Annotated in this window: 20 protein-coding genes and 3 pseudogenes; 11 read left to right on the top strand and 12 right to left on the bottom strand. The window is 63.2% G+C overall.

The features are described from left to right. Positions 1–125: 125 nt before the first annotated feature. Both ACVK00_RS22800 and ACVK00_RS22795 read right to left on the bottom strand, forming a co-directional pair. Positions 126–1,769 (bottom strand): DUF2334 domain-containing protein, encoded by a 1,644-nt coding sequence (locus ACVK00_RS22800; protein ID WP_284888989.1) that lies wholly within the window; start codon positions 1,767–1,769, stop codon positions 126–128. A gap of 586 nt (positions 1,770–2,355) precedes the next feature. Further along, positions 2,356–2,566, bottom strand: a pseudogene (locus ACVK00_RS22795) (hypothetical protein); the annotation flags it as partial. 77 nt (positions 2,567–2,643) lie between these two features. Between ACVK00_RS22795 and ACVK00_RS22790 the strand changes: the two are divergent. Next, positions 2,644–3,074 (top strand): annotated as a pseudogene (locus ACVK00_RS22790) (GGDEF domain-containing protein); the annotation flags it as partial. 340 nt (positions 3,075–3,414) lie between these two features. Here the strand turns inward: ACVK00_RS22790 and ACVK00_RS22785 are convergent. Beyond that, positions 3,415–4,818 (bottom strand): GGDEF domain-containing protein, encoded by a 1,404-nt coding sequence (locus tag ACVK00_RS22785; protein WP_284888988.1) that lies wholly within the window; start codon positions 4,816–4,818, stop codon positions 3,415–3,417. 450 nt (positions 4,819–5,268) lie between these two features. Between ACVK00_RS22785 and ACVK00_RS22780 the strand changes: the two are divergent. From ACVK00_RS22780 to ACVK00_RS22750, 7 genes and pseudogenes are all read left to right on the top strand, one after another. Continuing rightward, a pseudogene (locus tag ACVK00_RS22780) lies at positions 5,269–5,760 on the top strand (PepSY-associated TM helix domain-containing protein); the annotation flags it as partial. A 1-nt stretch (position 5,761) separates the two neighbouring features. Next, positions 5,762–6,286, top strand: coding sequence for a PepSY-associated TM helix domain-containing protein (locus ACVK00_RS22775; RefSeq protein ID WP_350227410.1), 525 nt, complete (start codon positions 5,762–5,764; stop codon positions 6,284–6,286). Positions 6,287–6,591: 305 nt separating this feature from the next. Beyond that, positions 6,592–7,554 (top strand): hypothetical protein, encoded by a 963-nt coding sequence (locus ACVK00_RS22770; RefSeq protein WP_284888986.1) that lies wholly within the window; start codon positions 6,592–6,594, stop codon positions 7,552–7,554. A 1,041-nt stretch (positions 7,555–8,595) separates the two neighbouring features. Then, complete coding sequence (locus ACVK00_RS22765) at positions 8,596–9,096, top strand: universal stress protein (protein ID WP_284888985.1); 501 nt, start codon at positions 8,596–8,598, stop codon at positions 9,094–9,096. Positions 9,097–9,185: 89 nt separating this feature from the next. Further along, on the top strand, positions 9,186–9,461 hold the full coding sequence (locus ACVK00_RS22760) for a DUF1488 family protein (protein WP_228910088.1): 276 nt from the start codon (positions 9,186–9,188) through the stop codon (positions 9,459–9,461). Positions 9,462–9,649: 188 nt separating this feature from the next. Continuing rightward, positions 9,650–10,300 (top strand): BON domain-containing protein, encoded by a 651-nt coding sequence (locus tag ACVK00_RS22755; RefSeq protein ID WP_284889026.1) that lies wholly within the window; start codon positions 9,650–9,652, stop codon positions 10,298–10,300. A 53-nt stretch (positions 10,301–10,353) separates the two neighbouring features. Next, complete coding sequence (locus ACVK00_RS22750) at positions 10,354–10,593, top strand: hypothetical protein (protein WP_284888984.1); 240 nt, start codon at positions 10,354–10,356, stop codon at positions 10,591–10,593. Between the two features lie 318 nt (positions 10,594–10,911). On the opposite strand, the gene ACVK00_RS22745 is transcribed toward ACVK00_RS22750, so the two are convergent. From ACVK00_RS22745 to ACVK00_RS22730, 4 genes are all read right to left on the bottom strand, one after another. Further along, positions 10,912–11,127 carry a hypothetical protein gene (locus ACVK00_RS22745; protein ID WP_228909931.1) on the bottom strand — a complete coding sequence of 72 codons (216 nt, stop codon included), beginning with the start codon at positions 11,125–11,127 and terminating at the stop codon, positions 10,912–10,914. A gap of 81 nt (positions 11,128–11,208) precedes the next feature. After that, positions 11,209–11,382: a hypothetical protein gene (locus ACVK00_RS22740; RefSeq protein WP_228909932.1), complete on the bottom strand. Its 174-nt coding sequence runs from the start codon at positions 11,380–11,382 to the stop codon at positions 11,209–11,211. 31 nt (positions 11,383–11,413) lie between these two features. Beyond that, a complete protein-coding gene (locus tag ACVK00_RS22735) occupies positions 11,414–11,749 on the bottom strand; it encodes a c-type cytochrome (RefSeq protein ID WP_284888983.1) in 336 nt (111 codons plus the stop codon). Positions 11,750–11,769: 20 nt separating this feature from the next. Further along, positions 11,770–12,777, bottom strand: a complete 1,008-nt coding sequence (locus ACVK00_RS22730) for an Acg family FMN-binding oxidoreductase (RefSeq protein ID WP_284888982.1) — start codon at positions 12,775–12,777, stop codon at positions 11,770–11,772. 174 nt (positions 12,778–12,951) lie between these two features. Here ACVK00_RS22730 and ACVK00_RS22725 point away from each other — a divergent pair, with 174 nt between their 5' ends. Continuing rightward, a complete protein-coding gene (locus ACVK00_RS22725) occupies positions 12,952–13,941 on the top strand; it encodes a zinc-dependent alcohol dehydrogenase family protein (protein ID WP_284888981.1) in 990 nt (329 codons plus the stop codon). Positions 13,942–13,968: 27 nt separating this feature from the next. On the opposite strand, the gene fnr is transcribed toward ACVK00_RS22725, so the two are convergent. Beyond that, positions 13,969–14,742 carry a fumarate/nitrate reduction transcriptional regulator Fnr gene (fnr, locus tag ACVK00_RS22720; protein WP_228909936.1) on the bottom strand — a complete coding sequence of 258 codons (774 nt, stop codon included), beginning with the start codon at positions 14,740–14,742 and terminating at the stop codon, positions 13,969–13,971. Between fnr and ACVK00_RS22715 the strand changes: the two genes are divergently transcribed. Beyond that, positions 14,731–14,961, top strand: a complete 231-nt coding sequence (locus ACVK00_RS22715; protein ID WP_228909937.1) for a hypothetical protein — start codon at positions 14,731–14,733, stop codon at positions 14,959–14,961. The genes fnr and ACVK00_RS22715 overlap by 12 nt on opposite strands. Before the next feature lie 86 nt (positions 14,962–15,047). Here the strand turns inward: ACVK00_RS22715 and ACVK00_RS22710 are convergent, their stop codons facing one another. Together ACVK00_RS22710 and ACVK00_RS22705 are read right to left on the bottom strand one after the other, a co-directional pair. Next, on the bottom strand, positions 15,048–15,695 hold the full coding sequence (locus tag ACVK00_RS22710; protein ID WP_284888980.1) for a response regulator: 648 nt from the start codon (positions 15,693–15,695) through the stop codon (positions 15,048–15,050). Beyond that, positions 15,692–17,689, bottom strand: a complete 1,998-nt coding sequence (locus ACVK00_RS22705) for a PAS domain S-box protein (RefSeq protein WP_354123083.1) — start codon at positions 17,687–17,689, stop codon at positions 15,692–15,694. Before ACVK00_RS22705 ends, ACVK00_RS22710 begins: the two co-directional genes overlap by 4 nt. Here ACVK00_RS22705 and ACVK00_RS22700 point away from each other — a divergent pair. Continuing rightward, complete coding sequence (locus ACVK00_RS22700; RefSeq protein WP_354123082.1) at positions 17,616–18,128, top strand: universal stress protein; 513 nt, start codon at positions 17,616–17,618, stop codon at positions 18,126–18,128. The genes ACVK00_RS22705 and ACVK00_RS22700 overlap by 74 nt on opposite strands. Positions 18,129–18,179: 51 nt before the next feature. On the opposite strand, the gene ACVK00_RS22695 is transcribed toward ACVK00_RS22700, so the two are convergent. Next, positions 18,180–19,013: a universal stress protein gene (locus ACVK00_RS22695; RefSeq protein ID WP_354123081.1), complete on the bottom strand. Its 834-nt coding sequence runs from the start codon at positions 19,011–19,013 to the stop codon at positions 18,180–18,182. Beyond that, the gene (locus ACVK00_RS22690) at positions 19,010–19,513 is read right to left on the bottom strand and encodes a universal stress protein (protein WP_354123080.1); all 504 of its coding nucleotides are present in this window, start codon (positions 19,511–19,513) and stop codon (positions 19,010–19,012) included. Before ACVK00_RS22690 ends, ACVK00_RS22695 begins: the two co-directional genes overlap by 4 nt. Between the last annotated feature and the right edge of the window lie 25 nt (positions 19,514–19,538).

Here is a 19,538-nt window from a genome sequence, read left to right as displayed (position 1 = left end):
AAGCGCGATATCGGGAGGATCTTGGCTCGCCGAGCATGCGCGCTCGGGCAGATCTGACGTCAATAGTCAGCTCTAAGCCACGAGCGCGCCGATGAAGGTTGCACGGAGCTGCCGCCATTTCAGCATCACTTGGCAGTCGTGCCGTCTACCCACGTATAGCCGAGATTCGTAATACCGGTGATCAGGCTCTGGAAGTCCTGGTAGGCCGGTAATCCGAGGTCGGGTTCAAGCCAGTACGGATGGAAGAAGAGGGACGCGAAACCGTCCCGCACTGCCAAACCGTATTGAGCATTGGTGACGAGCTGCTGCCATGGATACGAGATACACGAGAACTGGTCGGTATTGCAGATGTTGTACTGGATACTGCCCAAGTTCTCCGGGATGATCCGCTGCCCGTAGTAATCGGCGTTGATGATGTACGGGAAGAACTGCCCGGCCGAAAAGTCCTGGTTGGCTCCGCCTGAACCGATTTGCGGGTTGGTCGACGTGTAGTAGACGGCCCGCTGGAACGTGGTCGGGAACGTCTGCGCCGTGGCCGCCGACGCATTCGGCGACATCTGGTACTGCGGCGCGGCCCAGCCGACGACCTTGTAGCCGTTGGTCGTGAACTCGCTGAGGCCATCGGCCATTCTGCCTTGCGCCCATTGAACGGAGTCCTCATCGACGGGACGGTTCTGAACCGCATACCAGAACTCATAGTCGCTGCCGCTGACCGCGGTGAGAAGATTCGGCGTCGAATCGTACTGGTGCGTATAGCCGTGCATCACGATCGAGCCGCCGCGCGCGATCGCGTAGTTCAGCGCACTCTTCAGGCCCGTTGCCTGCGCCAGATGGATTGTCTCCGGGACGCCGCCGTTGTAATAGCCGTTCGGATCCGTATACAGAGGAATCGTGGCCATCGTGAACGGAATCTTCTTCGAGTACAGGTAATCCGTCAGCGTTGTCATCGAGCTCGTCGTGGTATACGCGTCGAGGTCCTCCAGACGGACGAGCGCACGGTGGTTCACCGGTGCATTGGTCTGCAGGATGTCGTGCAGGATGTCGCAGATCACGAGATAGCGATCCGTCGGGCCGATGTACGAGAACGGCATGTCCGCGAAATACCAGAGCTTGCCCGAGCGAACGACGTAAGGCGTGGTGGCGCCGCTCTTGCTGTTCTTGATGGTGACGAGCACTTGCGCCTTGGTGGCGTCGAGGACCTGGGTCAATCCGACATCGGGATCCGCACTGATGGCACCCGTCGACGCGTCATACGCGTAATACTTGACCATCGGCAGGTTCTTGTACGTGACCGTATCGTAGAAGCCGGGATTCGGATTGCTCGACGAAGGCGACGCGTTCATCCCGGCAAGGCCCGTGAAGCTGAACCCGAAGGTCTGGTTGAACGTGTAGGCCGTGTTCCATGCGAGCTGCCACAAGTTGTACTTGAACCAGACCACGGTTTTCGTCGCGGTCATCACGTCGCTCATGAACGCCGCCGGAATCGGATTGTTGTAGTAGTCGCCGATGTAGAACGTGGCGTCGTGGCTCGCGACCATTCCGGACGTGTAGTTCTGTATCGGAACCAGATCGACAGTCGCGTTGAAGTGGCCAAGCAGGTTCCTCAACATGATGCTGTACATCAGGCCAAGCTTCGAATACGGATCGTTGGCCGGGTTGTCGTACAGCACGAGCGTATGTGCCGTGGTGGCCTGCGCGCACGCCGTGCTCGGCAACGTCATTTGCGCGAGTCCGGCAAGCAGGGCGATGACAAGCAAGATCCTTTTCATGACCGTTTTCCCCTAGTCGCGTTGTACGTTGCCATTGGCATTCTTGACAGACTTCCTGCTGAACTTGGGGCGCCCTGTCTCCTTGTATGCGTTCTCCCAATCCTCATCGGACATGCCTGGCTTCACGTTGACGTGCGTCGAACCGCTCGGTAACGGAGGGGGTTTGATCTTTACCGTAGATGAATTGCCCTTCTCCTGCGCATTCGCGTCCAGAACAGTGACGACGAAGGCGAGCGCGGAGACTAACGTGAAGAGTGATCCGACGGTGCTCCGCCTGTTCCGAAAATATCGATCGTGACGACAAGTCATGATTTCTATCCTTTGACATGCTAAATAATTTGCTCTCGTTGGAGAAGCGAGCGTGATGATGTGCCAGTCATAATCGGGCTGTTATTTCGCTATCTTTTCTTGAGCACGCGATGCCGGACAAAAATCCGGGATCTTATGGTTTTTCCGTAAAGCTAGAACCGTACCAGCCGTCGCAAGTGGGCATGGGACCAATGCCCCAAAGTCGGCGCGTCACGGCGATCCGAAATTGTCTCGATAAAACGTTTCAGGCATGCAACGTGTCCGCTGTTGCTGATGTCATTCGTCGCGCGTGCGTTAGCGCGAGCGCAACCCATGTGCGATCGCCGAACGCGCGGTCAATCCATGCGACTTGGGCCGTGAGCTGCGTTGGCGGGGAAGTCCGGTGACAGGATTGCGACGCAGTCGGGCAGGGCGCGCAGGTGGGTGTAGGGCGCTTCCGGATGCTCGAGATCGAGCGGCGCCAGACGGTACGTGCCCTTCTTGCCGCGCGGAGACATATCGACTGCGGTCACGAGTGAGCGGTTGTACAGAAGCTCTACGATCTGCGGGGTCGGCACGCTGGTCGCTGAAATTCGAGAATCACGCTTTTCACGAGCTGGCGATCGCGGCCGCCAGCTCGAGGGTGTGTTCGTCACCTACGTATGCTGGCGGTGCTATCACCTGTCGGGCGAGCCGCTGTTACGCTGGCTCACGCTCGGCTTTCTCGGCTTTTCCCTCATATATGCACTGCACGGGGCCTTCACTTGCATGGCCCATCACAATATCTGGCTGTTCCTGCTGTACGGACCGGCCTCGCGCCTGACCATGTCGATCCTGCTGTTCGTCGGCCAACTCTCATACAGCCGGGCGACCGACAGCGCAACCCGCCGCGCCGATGGCCGCGTCTGGCTGACGTGGATCGCGCTGTTCGGGCTGATCGACGTGGCGGTCGCGGCGGTCGCCTATTCGGCGGTGGCCGGCGCCATGTGGTTGCGCCTGTCGATGGAGGGCGGGGCCCGTGTACAGATCGCTAGCCCCCGAAACCCTCCGCAGAATGTGAAACCGTAACCAGACTTGTGCGAGGTCGCGAAATGAAGCTGCGTTCCTTACGCATAACACCAAAGGCGGCGGAGCGAGCCTGACACATTGCAAGCTGGGTAGCTATTTGTTATTTGCCTGTCCTTCACTGACCTCAAGAGACTCCCTGATCGAAATTTGCCGCTCGCACAACTGAAGTTGTGGCCAGGTTTCGACTAAAGTTGTACCCGCCATGCCCGGCGCGATCACCGCGACCGCGCGGGACGGGGGCAGACCGCCCGTCGCGGATGCGGACGGACGGCACGGACGCGGCGGCCGGCTACGCGGCAACCACCTGGTTGCGTCCCTGATGCTTCGCGCGGTACAGGCGTTCGTCCGCCGTGCGCAGGATTGCGTCGATCGTCTCCCCATCCCGGCCGAATTCGGAAGCGCCTACGCTCACGGTGACCTCGATCGGGTAACCAATGCCAGCTTCAAACGGCGCGCCCGCGATCGCCGCGCGGATGCGTTCAGCGATCGACTGGGCCGTATCCAGCGCGACTTGCGGCAGCAGCACCATGAATTCTTCGCCACCGACCCGCGCGACGCCGTCGTATGGCCGGATCGCGTCGAGGCATTTCGCGACGAAGCGCTGCAACACCTGGTCGCCCGCCTGATGCCCGTAGCTGTCGTTGATCGCCTTGAAGTGGTCGAGATCGAGCGACAGCAATGAGAACGGTGCGCCATTGCGCTTCGCCCGGGCAATTTCCGCTTCCACGCTCTCGATGAATCGCCGCCGGTTGGCCGCGCCCGTGAGCGGATCCGTTGCCGCCATATGCTCGAGCTTCTCGTTGGTCCGCTGCAGTTCCTGCAGGGCTCGTTCCGTCCTCGCCATGGCGTCTCTCAAGCGCGCAAACAGTTCCTCCTGGCTATAGATCTTCGAAAATGAACGGGTCGTGTGAAAGGCCTGCACCACCCCGAAGCTGAGCAGGACGAAGCCGGCGGCAAAAATCGCGTGCGCCAGCCACCACATGTGATTCCACGGCCGGCCGAGAATGAAGGCAAGGGACGAAAGTGCGAATGACGCCACCGAAATGCCGTAGATCGTCATCAGCGGCGAGTGGATGCGGCGCAGGACGAGCGCGACGACGTTCACGGTGGAGAACAGCAACGCGCCCCCCTCCATCGACAGGCGCACCCACGGTGCGCCGGCCACCGGCGAGTACGCAATGGCGGCGACGGCAACGTCGATCAGCACGAACAGCGCGATCCACCTGGTCCAGACGCGGCGATCGGCGCGGGTTGCGTCGCTGTCGGCCGCGCGGCTGTAGGCGAGTTGCCCGACAAAAATGAGGATCGACATGGTCAGGCGGGAAGCCGGCCCGTACAGCAGGAACAGCCAGATATTGTGATGCGCCATACCGGTGAAGGCGCCATGCAACGCATAGACCAGCGAAAACCCCAGAAAGCCGAGTGTAAGCCAACGCAGCAGCGGTTCGCCCGACAGGCGATAGCAACGCCAGCAGACATAGGTGACGAACGCCCCCTCGGCCGTGGCGACGGCGATCGCCAGCTCGTGAAAGGCGTGATTCTCGAACTTCAGGGACGGATCCTGGAGGAAGTACAGGTAGGCGATCAGATACAGCGGCACCAGTGCGAAGCCGGCCAGCAGAAGCTTCGCATAGCCCCGGGTGACCAGTCGGATCGCGCCGGATGGCTCATTGGCGGCAACATGGATGGTCATGGTCTGCCTCCTGTTTCGTCAGGTGAATCCAGTATAGGCACGGAGATGCATGCGGCCAGACCGATCTGCGTCGTGCGTTGGAAACCTGATTCCGCGATGGACTGATGCGGCCCGTCACACGAGCCTCAGCCAGGAGTCACGCAACGCCGGGGCTCGGAGCCGCCGCTCGGATCGCCATCCTCCGGCGCTGCGCGGCGAACTGCCGTCGTACCGCCTTCCGCCGCTCGCCGGCGCATGTCTGCGCGATGTGTCTGCGCGAAGCTCGTTGAGCCGCAGTATCTGACGAGCGACATCGGTTGGTGTAGCAAGGAGGATCAGCCGTTTGTCGGGTCGTTCTTCGGGCACCTGACCGCCGGCGACAGCGTTGGCGGATAATCCGGCGTCGCGCAAGGGTGCTCGAACTTTCGTTGTGCGTGCGTCGACCCGCCCGCACCGGCCTACGAGTCCGTCGTGCAGTTGCTGAAGCGGACATGGCCGGATCGCACCCACGGCTGGCGCCTGGAGCTTCCCTCGGGGGCGTCGCAGTTGATCCGGGCGCGCTACTACCGGCCTGCGGAGAAAGCAGGCAAGGCATTCGCGCCGCTGCTCGTCTGGGTCGACCCACGCTCCGTGCACGTCGTCCATCGCGCGTTCTGGGGCGATACGCTGATGACGTGGCTCTACGATCTGCATTACATGCTGTTGATGGATGGCGCAGGGCGGCAAGTCGTCGGCTGTCTCGGGCTTATCGCGCTGATTTCTGTCGGCTCCGGGCTGTACCTTTGGTGGCCGAGACGGCGAAATGTCCGCGCCGCGTTGACGGTGAGATTCAACGCGAGCCGGCAGCGTACGACCTACGATCTGCACAAGATCGGCGGTGTTTATCTGCTGCCCGTCGTCGCTATCCTGATCGTGACCGGGGTGCTGCTGGACATGCCGGAGACGTTCAACCCGATGATCGGGCGTGCATCGCCGCTCTTCGCCCCTCCGGTGTGCAAAAGCGTTCCTGGTCCTCGACGGGATCTCGCTCGACGCAGCGCTGAGCGCTGCCCGACTGCGCTTTCCCGATGCGACGCCACGCTGGCTCGAAACGCCGGACGGTCCGAACGGCTGTTACCGCTTCCGGCTGCACCGGCAAGGCGAGCCCGGTTTCCGGTTTCCGGCTACGACCGTATGGGTCGACGCTTACACCGGCGCTATAGTCGGCGCACGCGACGTTGCCGCTCAGTCAACTGGCGATACATTCCTCGCATGGCTGCATCCACTGCACAGTGGGGAAGCGCTCGGACTATCCGGTCGCATCGCGGTGCTTGTGTCCGGGCTCGCCTTGCCGCTGCTTTTCGTGACTGGAATACTGCGCTGGCGGCATAAAAATGCAGTGAAGCGTGCGGGTAGGTCTGAAGTTGCCATCAAGGTAGGCGAATCCGCCCCCGGAGGATTCTCGTTCGCGGGCGAACCGATCGATCTCCCTTGCCGAAATACGCATTGACTGGTCGCCTGCGGGAGCAAGGGTTGAAACTCACGGCCAGGTACGGAGGTGTGTCCCTGGGCACACTGTGGGCGAGTTTTCGGCACTAGTTCAAGTGAAATAATCTGTATAACTGAAGATTTGCGATCTGCATGTTTACCGGAAAGGCGTATTACCCCTATTTCCAACCCACCGAGCTGACAAGATAGCGCAATCGCTGCCCAATCGCTGGGCGCCGACGGCCACGTGACCATCAAGGCTGGGTGGCTTGTCGACAAACTCTTCGTCTCTGCGCTGCGGGATTGGACGCGGCATCTCTGTCCCGCTTGGCAAAGCTCGAGCTGACGCTGCGTCCGAAAACTCTTTCCGACAAAGTGCGCGCCTTTGTTCTGTGCCGAAACACGGTGGGTCTCGACACCCACATCGAGACCGGTGAGCAATCCGGGGCATCGATGGAGCGCTTCACGGAAGTTGCATCGCAGCTGGGCGCGGATGTGGCAAACGACATGGCGACGTTCGCTGAGATCGTTCCCGAAGCAATGACGAATGGAAAGTGGAGTTTTGCGTTTGGGCGCGGGCTCGCGGCCGGTGCCAGCAATCGGCGCCAAACGTGGTCAAGGCTTCTTGACGTACTCGAGAGCATTCCACCACAACACCGCAGAATTGACGTGCTCGAGGGATACCTAGCCTGGCTCTGGAACGGTGATCGACCGCTTGCAGACGAATTTTTTGACGCCGCGCTTGAGAATCCTATCGTACGTCCGTTTTTTCCCGATCTACAGGCTGCGATTAAGATTGACGTGCGTGCAGCGAACCGTCTCAAACGGGCTTTGGACGACGGAATAGCGGCAATCGGTTCATATGCTGGGTTGAGCATGGGTCGGGCCACCGAGGCGTTGCCTGCCGTCAGCCTCCGCGATCTGGTCCTTGCGATCGCGGCACAGTCAGGCGGGTTTGACACAGCATTGTGTGTGTTTTCCATGCATATCTGGGGAAGCGACCGGGCTGCAGCAATTGACCCAATACTCATCGACACAGGAAGGAAATTACTGGGGCTGGCTGAATTCGGCAAGGATGCGGTGAGCGGTGATGTGCAATTCGCGCACGTCGTAAAAATGACGCTCGCGACGGCTGATGCGCGTTCAGTTGTCACGGAGCTAATGCGTCGGTTCGAGGGGGCCATCGAGCGACGTCAGATTTCATGGTCGGATTACCCAGATCTGCTCTGCGAACTCTTCGCTTCGCATCCCGAACCCGTCTTTGATTTTCATGCATTTCTCCGGTTATGAGCACCTCGGCTTGTAGCGGGTTCCGCTGCGGCCCAATATAATGTTCATTTGGAACCATGCACTTGCTGACGGCTGATCGGAGTGGATTGCGTAGATAACCGCAGCAACTCGACGGCTCCCTGCCCAGACTGCGGGGAAGGTGGAATTGTAGACGTCGTCTGCAATATTTCGAACCTTGAGAATCCGACTCTCGTCACGCCCGCCGTCTACCCGTTGATATCGCGCCAAGTCGCCACCTGTCGCGCGCCGTTCGCCGAGATGAGGCCGATCAAACGATCGCCAGCCTGTTCGTGCTGTCTTGCGCTTCGTCGGCGCTCCGTGCCGACATGATCGCCGCGTGCCGATTCTCGTCCATCATCGGCTTGCTCCAGCTCCGCTCGATTCGATCCTGATGCGTGGAGATGTTCCGCGACGAACAGGGCCCGAACGATGGGAGCGGCTACCGAAACGCAATTGCTTGTGACACGCGAAGCGGCGTCGCTGCAGTGTTCGACGCCATCCGAATGCGACCGTGCGTGGAGTCTCGCACGGCGCTACATCGAGGCAAATTCGTCGACTCGAATCACGCGATTCAGTGCGGACCGGATCGAAACCGCGCAACCGTATCTCACTGGGGAAGTCTATCTGTGGGCATATCGCGCAGCTTCGGACGACGGCGGAGAGGTGATCCGACTCAAGGCAATGTGCAAAGGCATGTATGACAGCGATGGCGGACCGGGTTGGCAATACTATGCGTGCTCGATGAAAATTCTTGTGACATTGAAAGGCTTCCGGTCGTACGAGAATCAGCCGTCTTCTTCGCATATACCCTCGTCATCGGTCACACCTTGAATATACGGCGTCTCGCATCACGGCTCGCCCCAGTCCTACATACGACTCAACACGTCGATCGCACGCCGCTACGGACTCCAATCTCGACGCATGCTGGCTTTCTTGCGATTTCAAACCGTTGACCTTGGTCAACGATCGCATCTGGCCAGCGCTAATGATGGAAACACATTCGAACGTCGCCAACGCGTCGGGTCATCCAGTGAGGTCGCTATGTATACGAACATCATGGTCGCAGTAGATGGCAGTCCTTCATCGAAAAAGGCGCTCGACGAAGGTCTGAAAATGGCCAGATCGTGCGGCGCACGACTATTCGCGGTTTTCGTCGTTGATAAATCCATTCTGTTCGCGTACGGCGGACGCATGGAGCCGGAAGCGCTACTCGAAGAGATCCGGCACTATGGCAAGACGCTTCTGCGAAGCGCTGACCGGACGATCTCGCACGCTGGGGTGAACGGCGAGACGGAAATTGTCGAGACCGATATCGGTCAGGATATCGTGGAGCGGCTGCGGTGCTATGTCGACGATCGTTCGATCGATTTGGCCGTGATCGGAACACACGGACGTCGCGGTGTCCGGCGGATGCTCCTCGGCAGCGTCGCCGAACGCTTCCTGCGCGAATCAAGTTGCCCGGTTCTTCTCGTGCGCGACGAAGGCCCCACACCCGCAGCTGTGGCGGCTAGCTACCGCCACAGCGCGAGGATTGTCGATTGAAATAAATGTGCTGGATACCGGACCATACGGGCGACGTGCCGAGCGCTGATTCGTCCCCGGTCAATGCTCTATCTGATCAGGCAGCCATCATGCAAATATCGTTTCCTTTCGAACAACCGGCCTATTGCGGGCTCGATCCTGCGCTGAGCTTTCCCGCGCTTGTCGAGGGCCGTCGCGTGCGATGCGCGATCACCGCAGAGGCGCTGGAAGATCACTTCCGCGCGGCATCTCCTCGCGAGCAGGATCTCGTCGACGCCTTTGCGCGTCATCGTCCCGCCATCGAACGGGCGGCGCGCCGTCTGCTCGAGGAAGTTGGCGGGCGGCCGATTCTGCTTCACAGCGGCTTTTTCCGGTTCTGCACGTAACAGCACGCCGCCTTTGACGCGCATCAAGCACGTGCCGGGGTGTGCGGGTACGTCAAGCGACCTATCAGCCGGCCACGATGCGCGGTGCGACGTGTCCGTTGACCTGCATCAGCGATCCGGGGCCGCGCGTGTGCAAATCTGGCTGCGTGCGGCGAACAGGCGCGCCGCGGCTCACAGGAGTGCAGATGATGAAAACCGACAAGCAGTTGAAGCAGGACGTTCAGGATGAACTGGAGTCCGACCCGTCGATCGATGCGACACGGATCGGTGTCGAGGTGACCGATCGGATCGTGACGCTTTCGGGACATCCGCCGAGCTACGCGGAGAAGCTGACGATCGAGCGCGCGGCGAATCGGGTGGCTGGCGTCAAGGCGCTCGTCGTCGACATGACGGTGCATCTGCCGGACGACGACGTGCGCACCGACGAGGACATCGCGAAAGCGGTGCGTTCGGTGCTGCACTGGACGGTCGGTCTGCCTGACGATGCGGTCAAGGTGCAGGTGGAACGCGGCTGGATCACATTGTCCGGCAACGTCGACTGGGCATACCAGAGCCATCTGGCCGTGCGCTCGATCTCGCAGATGCGCAGCGTGACCGGCGTGACCGACCACATCGCGGTGCAGGGTACGGTCGGTTCGGACGATGTCAGCGGCAACATCAAGCGCGCGATGGTGCGTCACGCGGAGCGCGAGGCGAAGCACATCGTGATCGATGTGCACGACGGTACCGTGCGGCTGTCCGGCAAGGTCGGCTCGTTTTCCGAGCGCAAGGCCGTGCGCGGTGCCGCGTGGTCCGCACGAGGCGTGCGTGCGGTCGTCGACGACCTGGTGGTCGAGTAAATCAGGGGGGCGGCCGGCGGATGTGCGGTCCGCGCGGATCCAGGAGAAGTCAGATGACACTGTCGGGCGAGCTTCACGAAGCGGACTGGTCGGTCGCGATCGAGACGGTCGCAGCCGAAACAGGCGGCTTCCGCTGTCGGATCCACGTCACGCTCAAATCGCCGGATGGCGTATGCGAGCGGACGTTCGCACATAGCAGGATTCATGCAATCGAGCGCGAAGCCGCGATCGACGCGCTGCGAGCCGGGATAACGTGGATCGAGATGAAGAAATCGAAGACCTTCACGGTCTGAACCGGCGGGCGTCGCGGGGCCCGGCGCCCTGACGATGGAGTCGGTCGGTCGCGCGATGCAGCGAATGCCGCATCGATGCGTGCTCCGGTCGTCTACCTCGTCTTGCGACAGATGCGCCGGCAGGCCATTGCGGCATCATCCGCGATCGATCCGGGCGGAACGCGCGGCTCGTCCCGGCAGGCGCGCGTTCATAGGGGCGCAGTCGGTGTGGGCAGACGGACAAGACGGTGCTACGAGCGCGACCATGGCGTCAAATGCCGGCGGCGTTGCCGTCGCACGGAATTTCGGCGCCGAGTCAGGACGCGGCCACGCGCAACTTCATGCGGCCTTGGGCATCGAAAGCTGCAGCGCCTTGGCGAAGCAGGCGAGCGTGGCGATCGATCCCGTCACGCTTTCGTACCGCTCGCGCCCGATCTGTCCGTCGAGTATCACAAGCATGCCGGCATCGCGAGCGAGAGCGACGCGTGCCTGCGTGTCGAGTGCAGCGGCCTCGGACACATTGTCCGGGTCGGTGCGGTAGTCGGCGTGTGACATGACGGCTCTCCTCGTGCCTGCGATCGGTATCTCGTGCAACCGTTCCTGATGCTTTCAGTATCGTTGGGGACCCGGTGCGACTCAATTGGCCTCGCCCGAAGCTGCGGTAGGAATCGCGCGGATGCCGTCGTTGGCGACGATCACTTCCGACCGCGTGGCTAGACGTTTGCCGTGTGCCTTCGCGATTGTCGCGCCGGATGCAGGACGCTGGCGCGCGCTGTCTTGCGCAATGCCGTCGGGAACGCGTTTGGCCATGGTCGACTCGATCGGAATGACCACGCAACGGTCACTGGCTCAACACCCATTGCACGAGCCGATGTGCGTCGTCGGGGGACAGCGGCCCGCCGCGATCGATCGCAGATGGCATCGGCGTGTCGCCCCAGTGCGCGCGGCCGCCGACGCGCAGCTTGCGTTCCGGTGCCGCGCCGGCCTTCGGATCGCCGCGGTACCGGTCCGCGATCTCATGGAATGACGGACCGAGGAACGTCATGTCCGGCGTATGGCAGAACATGCAGTGCTGCGCGTCGACGAGTTCGGTCGGCTCGGGCACGGCCGTCTGCGCGGCCGCCATCCCGGCCGCCGCGGCCATCGCGCAGACGGCGGCGCAACGCATGATGCTCATGTTCGTTTTCCTTGTCGAGATCAGGAGAAGGAGATCACTTCGTCGAGTGGGCGGCGCGGTGAATGCCGCGTATGCGGACCGCGCCCGACACGCAGCAGCAACTGCGGCTCGCTGCGCAGCCCGAGCATGTGGCACAGATGGGCGCGCAGCCCGGCCGTCTCGATCGGTTGGTTCAGGTACGACGCGGTATAACCGGCGCGCGTCGCGACGAGCAGGATCCGCTCGAGCGCCTGGCCCGCGACGAGCCACGCTTCGCGATCGTCCCGCACGGTCGCGATGCACACGATCAGCGGCGATGCGCCGACGAGCTGGTGATGCAGCGCGGCCAACCCGTTGCCGAGATCGAAGGTCCGTACCGCCGTCGTCACGACCGGCGCGGCGAAATCCAGCAGAGCGGGCACGCCGGCCGCAAATGCCGGCATGCCGTCGACGTGCCGGCGCGGATCGATCCAGCTCGCCAGTTCGCGCCGGAAGCGCGGGTCGGCGAACTGCTGACGGTCGGCTTCCGCGACCAGCTCCGCGACGCGTGCGCGATGCGCGATCGAATCGACGCACGCGACGTCGGCCCCTTCCGCGACACCGGCTGCGATCAGCTCTTGCTGGATCTCGTCCGGAACAGCTGTCGATTCGAACGGTGCGCGTGTCGTGACGCGGTCCGGAATCGCATCGAACAGTGCACCGAGGGACGCATCGGAATAGCCATCGTCACAGACGCGGACGAGCGCAAGCAGATCGGGGTCGACTTCGGAAGGAAACGTGCTGATCGTGTGGGCGAGCCCGGCATGATTGAGTGCAACACGCAGATTCAGCAACGCCGCCCCGCAACTGATGATCAGTTCGCGATCAAACGGATCGACCACGGGCAATGCGCGAACGCGGTCCGCACAGACCGAGATCGTGGTGCCGTTGACCAGGAAACGCCACGGCTGGGAATTATGGCTGGACGGAGCCAGCACCGCGTAGCCCAGCAGTGACTTCAGGTGATGGCCGGGATGGGCGCTGGCGGCAAGCGGGGGAACGGATATCATTCGATCATCTCCAGGTCGCCGCTCTGGCGGCAAAACGCTACTTCATCGTGTCAGCAACCGTCCGGTCACCGTTGACTCACATCAAGCGCCTGTCACCGGGCCGTGCGGACGCGATGCGCGACGAGTAGCCTTGGAATGCGAAGCGCGCGAACACGACCGCGCGGGGAGGCAAGGATGCTTGCGATGATTTTTGACGGCACGACACCGCATTTGCGCGAAGCGCGCGTGCCGAACTTGTCGCCTGCAGCGGGTCAGCTACTGATCGACGTGCACGCATGCGGCGTCTGCCGAACCGATCTGCACGTCGTGGACGGCGAACTCGCGCATCCAAAGCTGCCGCTGATTCCAGGGCACGAAATCGTCGGAACGGTACGCGTGCTCGGCGAAGGCGTGACGGGTTTCTCCGTCGGCGACCGGGTGGGCGTACCCTGGCTCGGATCGACGTGCGGACATTGTGCGTATTGCACATCCGGCCGCGAAAACCTGTGCGACAACCCGCGATTCACGGGCTATACAATCGACGGCGGCTATGCCGAATGCGCTGTCGCCGACCATCGGTATTGCGTGCACCTGCCCCAGCGTTATTCCGATCTGGAAGCCGCGCCGTTGTTGTGCGCCGGCCTGATCGGCTATCGAACCTTGCGCATGGCGGACGACGCTCGCCGCATCGGAATCTACGGCTTCGGCGCCGCGGCCCATCTCGTCGCGCAGGTCGCGCATTTCGAAGGACGCAAGGTGTTTGCGCTGACGAAGTCCGGCGATACCGTGGCGCAGCAGCTTGCGCTGTCACTGGGTGCCACGTGGGCCGGCGGCAGCGATGAAACACCGCCGGAGCCACTCGATGCCGCACTGATTTTCGCGCCGGTGGGCGCACTGGTGCCGGCCGCGCTGCGCGCCGTCGACAAAGGCGGGATCGTCGTGTGCGGCGGCATTCACATGAGCGACATCCCGGGTTTTCCGTACGCGTGGCTGTGGGGTGAGCGCCGCATCGCGTCGGTAGCCAACCTGACGCGTGCGGATGCAGTCGAATTCATGCGGATCGCCGACGCGATGCCGCTGCAGGTCGAGGCAGTGCGCTATGCGCTGACGGATGCTAACCGCGCACTCGACGACTTGCGCTGCGGACGCGTGTCGGGCGCCGCCGTGCTGGGCATGCGCGGTTGATCGACTCGATGGATTCGCGCGGCGCGTTCAGATTTGCCGGAGGCCTTCCGAATCGACGATCCGGATCTGCTTGCCCTGCGCCGCGACGAGCCCCTTGTGCTGGAACTTCGACAGCATGCGGCTGACCGTTTCGAGCTTCATCCCGAGATACTCGCCGATCTCGTCGCGCGTCATCCGCAGCACGAACTCGGCGGCTGAGTAGCCGCGTGCTTTGAAGCGTGCGGAGAGATTCAGCAGGAACGCGGCCACGCGCTGCTCGGCGGTCATCGTGCCGAGCAGCAGCATCTGCGCGGATTCGCGGACGATTTCGCCGCTCATCATCTGATACAGATGATGCTGCATCGTCCGCACTTCGCGGCACATCTGCTCGAGCTGGCCGAACGGAATGATGCAGACCGTGCTGTCCTCGAGTGCGACCGCATCACCGTTGTGGTGCCCGGTGTGCACGCCGTCGAGCCCGAGCGATTCGCCGACGATCTGGAAGCCGGTGATCTGTTCGTCGCCGTCGCGATGCATCACGATGGTCTTGAACGATCCGGTCCTCACCGCGTAGATGCTGTTGAACAGATCGCCAGCGCGAAACAGCGTCTCACCGCGTTTGACGTGGCGCGTCGTACAGATCATCGCGTCGACCCGCGCGAAATCGTCAGGTGTCATTTCCTGCGGCAGACAGACGGTGCGCAGCGTGCACGACGAACAGCGGGACGACGTGCGCTTCGGCTGGTCCGTCCGCTCGACGGTGCGCAGCGGAATGAAGGGGCGTAACGGCACGGTCGTCGAGACTTCGGCATGGCTCTGCATGATCTGCTCCGGTTGGTGGGGGCGGCAGCGCGTCGCGTTGGCACGGTTGCGCTGGTCGCCGTACAGGCGGGCTGGGGTGTCGCCACGTTCGTCAAGCGGGCGTCGCCCCGGATCGGCGGGACGACGATGCAGTCGTGGCAGGACGGCAACGTAGGGCAGCCCCGGGAGGCCCACGGGTTTGTTTTTCTTGATGTGGAGTATGGACAGCCGGACGCTTGATTGAAATCAGCGGAAATTGAAGATGTGGTAGGTGATAGGGAAGGTTTGTAGGACGATTCCTACAGCGGTGTGGCGGTTTGTCGCGCTCAGAGTTCGTCCGGATCGTCGAACAGCTTGTGACGCATCGCGTAGCGTACGAGCGCCGTGTCGTTCGGCATCTGCATCTTCTCGAGGATCCGCGTCTTGTACGTGCTGATGGTCTTGACGCTGACGCAGAGCGCCTGGGCGATTTCGGAAATCGACTCGCCGGTGGTAACGCGTCGGAAGACGTCGAACTCACGATCGGACAGGCGCTGGTGCGGCAGGAGATCGGTCGGCTCGTTCAGACTCTGCGCGAACTGTTCGGCCATGGTCAGGCTGACATAGACGCCGCCGGCCGCGATCTTGGTCAGCGCCGCGACCAGTTCGGCGCTGGCGCTTTCCTTGGTCATGTAGCCGGACGCGCCCGCGCGGAACGCACGCACCGCATATTGCTGTTCCGCATGCATCGTCAGCACGAGGATATGCAATGCCGGCTTCTCGTCCCTGATCTGCTTGATCAGCTCGACGCCGTTTCGGCCGGGCATCGACAGGTCGAGCACGAGCACGTTCGCGTCCGTGTCGCGCACGAGCGCGATCGTGGACGCACTGTCGCGCGCTTCGCCCGCGACCTCGAAACCGCTTGCGTTCTGCAGGATGTGCCGCAGGCCGTCCCTGACGAGTGCATGGTCGTCGGCGATGAGTACCCTGATCATGACAGCACGTCTCCTTGCTGGATGGCGTGAAGCGGCAGTGCCACGGTGATCGAGAATCCCGCTCCAGGCCGGTTGTCGATCGTCACCGTACCCTCGAACATGTGCGCGCGCTCGCGGATGCCGATCAGGCCAAACGACGGACGATCCTGTACGTTGCGGGTGTTCTCCGGTGCGCCGTGACCGTTGTCCGCGATGCGCAGCACGCAATAACCCTCTTCCAGTTTCAATGAGAGCTTGACGTTCGTCGCGTCAGAGTGCCGTGCGACGTTGGTCAGCGCCTCCTGCACGATACGGAACAGCGTCGTGGCTCCGACACCGGTGAACGCGGTATCGACGGGAGCGATGTCCCGGTCGACCGTGATCCTGTAGCGGCGCGTGAAATCGTTCGCCAGCCATTCGATCGCCGGGACGAGGCCCAGATCGTCGAGCATGACCGGCCGCAGATCGGCCGCAATGCGCCGAACCGACGCAACGGTCGAATCGATCAGGCCATGCATGCCGCCCAACTGTTCGCGCACGCCGATGTTGGGGGCGACAACGCCCGCGAGCCCCAGTTCGACGGCAGTGAGATCCATCTTGAGCGCGGTCAGTTGCTGACCGAGGTCATCGTGCAGTTCGCGCGCAATCCGCGTTTTCTCCGCCTCTCGCACGTTCTGCAGGTTGGCCGACAGGTCGCGCAGCTCCTCGCGCGACTGATTGAGGGCGGTTTCCGCTCGCACCCGCTCGGTGACGTCGCGCAACATGACCGTGTACAGCTTGCTCGTGCCGTCGCGAATCTGCGAGATCGACGCCTCGATCGGAAACTCGGTGCCGTCGCCGCGCAAGCCGAACAGCACGCGTTGCCGCCCCATCTGTCGCTCCGACACGCCGGTCACGCCGAATTGCTCGACATGTCGTGCATGTGCGGCGCGGAAGCGCTCCGGGATGAAACGGGAGAGTGGCGCACCGATCGCGTCCATCGCGGAGACACCGAACACGCGTTCGGCTGCCGGGTTGAAGATCACGATCGTCTGGTTTTCGTCGACGGTAATGATGGCCTCCATCGATGACCGGATGATGGCCATCATTCGAGCCTCGGTGGGTGGGCTGTCGCCGGGGTGCATACCGGCGAGCGCGCGCTTCGCGACGCATTGCTGCACGAGCGCGGCTAGCGTCAGCGACAGCGCGAGGCCCGCCAGCAGGACGGCCATCGCCGCGCCGGACATGGCGGGGCGCGACGCAGTGTAGTGTAGCGACAGCGGCGTGCCGCCGAACGTCAGCGAATCAATTCGCCTGAACGTATCGCGTACGCTGGAGGAGGCGTCACCGCCGCCGAAGCCGCCCGAATAGACGGGTGCCGCCGGATTGTCGGCCATGATTTCCATGCGCAGCCGGTCGAGTACGGACGAATCGACGAGACGATCCGGGTTCAGCGACGCGTAAACGTACCCGGTCGCGCTCGCGTGTCGTAGCCCGGACAGCGCCTCGTGTTCAGCATCCGCATAAATCGGCAAGTACAGTGTCAGTTCCGTCCGGGCGATCGACGCATCGGTGCTGTCCTGGATCGCGTTCGCGGCCATCGCGACCTTGCCGGTTTCCGCCGCCCGCTGCAGCGCCTGCCGGGTCGCCTGATCGTCGACGGCGGCGCTCGGTTCGATTCTTCCGAGGCTGCGGACGGGGGATTGCAATCCGTCGAGATTGAGACTGTCGAGATAGCCGCGCCACGCAGGTCCGGATTGCGGCGGTGCCAGCGTCGACGCGAAGCCGCGCGCGCCGCGCAATACGGCAGCGGCGCCAAGGAGGCTGCGCCGGAGGTCGGCCGTCGCGAGTGTCGCGGTTTGCTGGAACCTTGCCTGGGCGGCTTGTCGGGCCTCCTCCTGCAGTAACCGGGATGCCGCGAACGATGCAGTCAGACCCAGCGCCAGCGTCAGCAGCGCGGCCATGGCTGCGTATCGGGCGGGCCGGAACCGGTGGGGAGGTGGCCCGGCCTCAAAGGAGGGCGCATTCACTGTCATTGCCGTTCATCCTGACGGATTTCACGCCGGCGGCGGGCTGGCGGCGGGCCGGACGCGAGGCACGAAAAGCGGGGCGGGCCGGAACTGCGATGTCGCCCGAATTGTGCGCGTTTTAGCAACGCTCGCCAATCGGGACCGATGCGTAAGGGCACCACCGTGCGGGCTTGAGATCGCGGTATCGGACGCGGAAGCCGCGTTTCGGCTGTCCGGCGTACGCGGCATCGCGCGAACGATCGATGCGGGCGGAGCGGACATTTCTGACGTGCCGGCGCGAGCCGCTGCCGAATGCGATGCGGACCTGATCGTCATGGGCACGCATGGTCGCCGCGGCGCGCGCCGTGCGTTGCTTGGCAGCGTCGCCGAATCGCTGGTGCGCATCGCGGACCGGCCGGTGCTGGTCGTGCGGGCGGGGCCGGACGCGTGCGCCGGAGTGTTGTGACGATTGTGACAGAAAGCGGGCGGCCGCAAGCGGCGGCCCGCTTTCACGCGCTCAGTGGGACAGCAGGACCGGCACCGTCATCGTTTCGAGGATCGTGCGCGTTGCCCCGCCCAGCACGCGTTCGTGCATGCGGGCATGGCTGTACAGGCCCATCACCAGCAGATCCGCATGCAGGTCGGTCACCCGGTTCAGCAGCGTCGCGCCCACGCTCACCGACCGTTCGCGCGGCGTGGTGGAGAACGACGCGCGAATGCCGTGCCGTTCGAGATACGCGGCGACATCGACGCCCGCCGGCGTCTCGTCCGGATCGGGATGCCCGCGGGTGACCGTCTCGACGTGGACGAAGCGCGCGCGGGCGAGCAGCGGCAGCGCGTCGGCCGTCGCGCGGGCGGCCTCACGTCCGCCGTCCCAGCCGATCAGCACGTTCTCGCCGAGCGTTCGCACGTCGCCCGCGTACGGGACGACGATCGCCGGCCGGCCGCTGCCCATCACGACGTCGTCGACGAAATGGCGCGCCACGTAAGTCATGCGGTCGGCGGGATCTTCCTGGCCCAGCACCAGCAGATCGGCGTGGCGTGCATGCAGGATCGCGGCAGCGGTCACGTCGCCGGCCGGCGCCTGCCATTCGACGCTGCGTCCGGCGCGCTCGGCGGCCATCAGGAATCGTTCTTCCGCATCCTTGCGCCGCTGCTCGCACAGGCGTTCGTAGACGGCCAGCTTGAGCGGCTCGTCAGGCCGCCGCAACGGCTCGAAGAGATCCTGGCAGACCGCGTAGAGGCCAATCAGGTGGGCATTCCAGCGTCCCGCGAGTTCGAGCGCGAGGTCGACGCGCGCGTTGCAGCGCTCGCTGTCGTCGAGATGGACGAGCAGGGTCTTGTAGCTCATGACGGCTCCTTTTCGGTTGATGCGGCGGCAGTCCCGGCGGATGCCCCGGCGGCGCAACGCGCCGGAATCATCAGGACCGGGCACGTGGCATGCCGCAGCACGCGTTCGGCCACGCTGCCCAGCACGAGGCGGCGAAAGCCGCGCCGGCCGTGCGTGCCGAGCACAATCAGGTCGGCATCGATCTCGCCGGCGAAGCCGACGATCCGTTGCGCGACGTCTTCGCCCGCCGGCGCGACATTGCAGATCTGCGGCGTGCCGGCCACGTCGCGCGCCTTCATGCGTGTTGCCGCGTCCGCCGTGACGCGCAGTCCTTCGTCGCGGAATGCATCGATCAGGATCGACGGATCGTATCCGGACGCGTCGTACGCCGGCACCAGGAAATCGACGACGTAGACGGGCGTCAGCCGGGCACGCGTCTCCGACGCGAGAGTCAGCGCGGCGTCGAGTGCGCGGGACGACGTATCGCTGCCGTCGAGCGCAACCAGAATGTTCGAGTACATGACGTTTCCCTTGAGCGGATGCCGA

This window comes from Burkholderia sp. PvR073, assembly GCF_054055695.1.
Note: the sequence above shows the minus strand (reverse complement) of the source record. Positions and strands in the feature narration are given on the sequence as shown.

What these genes read in the sequence shown, in the direction of transcription:
- ACVK00_RS22765 (WP_284888985.1), top strand. Translation starts at nt 8,596, where the DNA reads ATGTATACGAACATCATGGTCGCAGTAGATGGCAGTCCTTCATCGAAA.
- ACVK00_RS22690 (WP_354123080.1), bottom strand. Translation starts at nt 19,513, where the DNA reads ATGTACTCGAACATTCTGGTTGCGCTCGACGGCAGCGATACGTCGTCC.
- ACVK00_RS22800 (WP_284888989.1), bottom strand. Translation starts at nt 1,769, where the DNA reads ATGAAAAGGATCTTGCTTGTCATCGCCCTGCTTGCCGGACTCGCGCAA.
- ACVK00_RS22755 (WP_284889026.1), top strand. Translation starts at nt 9,650, where the DNA reads ATGAAAACCGACAAGCAGTTGAAGCAGGACGTTCAGGATGAACTGGAG.
- ACVK00_RS22715 (WP_228909937.1), top strand. Translation starts at nt 14,731, where the DNA reads ATGGCTCTGCATGATCTGCTCCGGTTGGTGGGGGCGGCAGCGCGTCGC.
- ACVK00_RS22785 (WP_284888988.1), bottom strand. Translation starts at nt 4,818, where the DNA reads ATGACCATCCATGTTGCCGCCAATGAGCCATCCGGCGCGATCCGACTG.
- ACVK00_RS22740 (WP_228909932.1), bottom strand. Translation starts at nt 11,382, where the DNA reads ATGGCCAAACGCGTTCCCGACGGCATTGCGCAAGACAGCGCGCGCCAG.
- ACVK00_RS22745 (WP_228909931.1), bottom strand. Translation starts at nt 11,127, where the DNA reads ATGTCACACGCCGACTACCGCACCGACCCGGACAATGTGTCCGAGGCC.
- fnr (WP_228909936.1), bottom strand. Translation starts at nt 14,742, where the DNA reads ATGCAGAGCCATGCCGAAGTCTCGACGACCGTGCCGTTACGCCCCTTC.
- ACVK00_RS22750 (WP_284888984.1), top strand. Translation starts at nt 10,354, where the DNA reads ATGACACTGTCGGGCGAGCTTCACGAAGCGGACTGGTCGGTCGCGATC.
- ACVK00_RS22730 (WP_284888982.1), bottom strand. Translation starts at nt 12,777, where the DNA reads ATGATATCCGTTCCCCCGCTTGCCGCCAGCGCCCATCCCGGCCATCAC.
- ACVK00_RS22695 (WP_354123081.1), bottom strand. Translation starts at nt 19,013, where the DNA reads ATGAGCTACAAGACCCTGCTCGTCCATCTCGACGACAGCGAGCGCTGC.
- ACVK00_RS22700 (WP_354123082.1), top strand. Translation starts at nt 17,616, where the DNA reads ATGGCTGCGTATCGGGCGGGCCGGAACCGGTGGGGAGGTGGCCCGGCC.
- ACVK00_RS22735 (WP_284888983.1), bottom strand. Translation starts at nt 11,749, where the DNA reads ATGAGCATCATGCGTTGCGCCGCCGTCTGCGCGATGGCCGCGGCGGCC.
- ACVK00_RS22705 (WP_354123083.1), bottom strand. Translation starts at nt 17,689, where the DNA reads ATGACAGTGAATGCGCCCTCCTTTGAGGCCGGGCCACCTCCCCACCGG.
- ACVK00_RS22710 (WP_284888980.1), bottom strand. Translation starts at nt 15,695, where the DNA reads ATGATCAGGGTACTCATCGCCGACGACCATGCACTCGTCAGGGACGGC.
- ACVK00_RS22760 (WP_228910088.1), top strand. Translation starts at nt 9,186, where the DNA reads ATGCAAATATCGTTTCCTTTCGAACAACCGGCCTATTGCGGGCTCGAT.
- ACVK00_RS22725 (WP_284888981.1), top strand. Translation starts at nt 12,952, where the DNA reads ATGCTTGCGATGATTTTTGACGGCACGACACCGCATTTGCGCGAAGCG.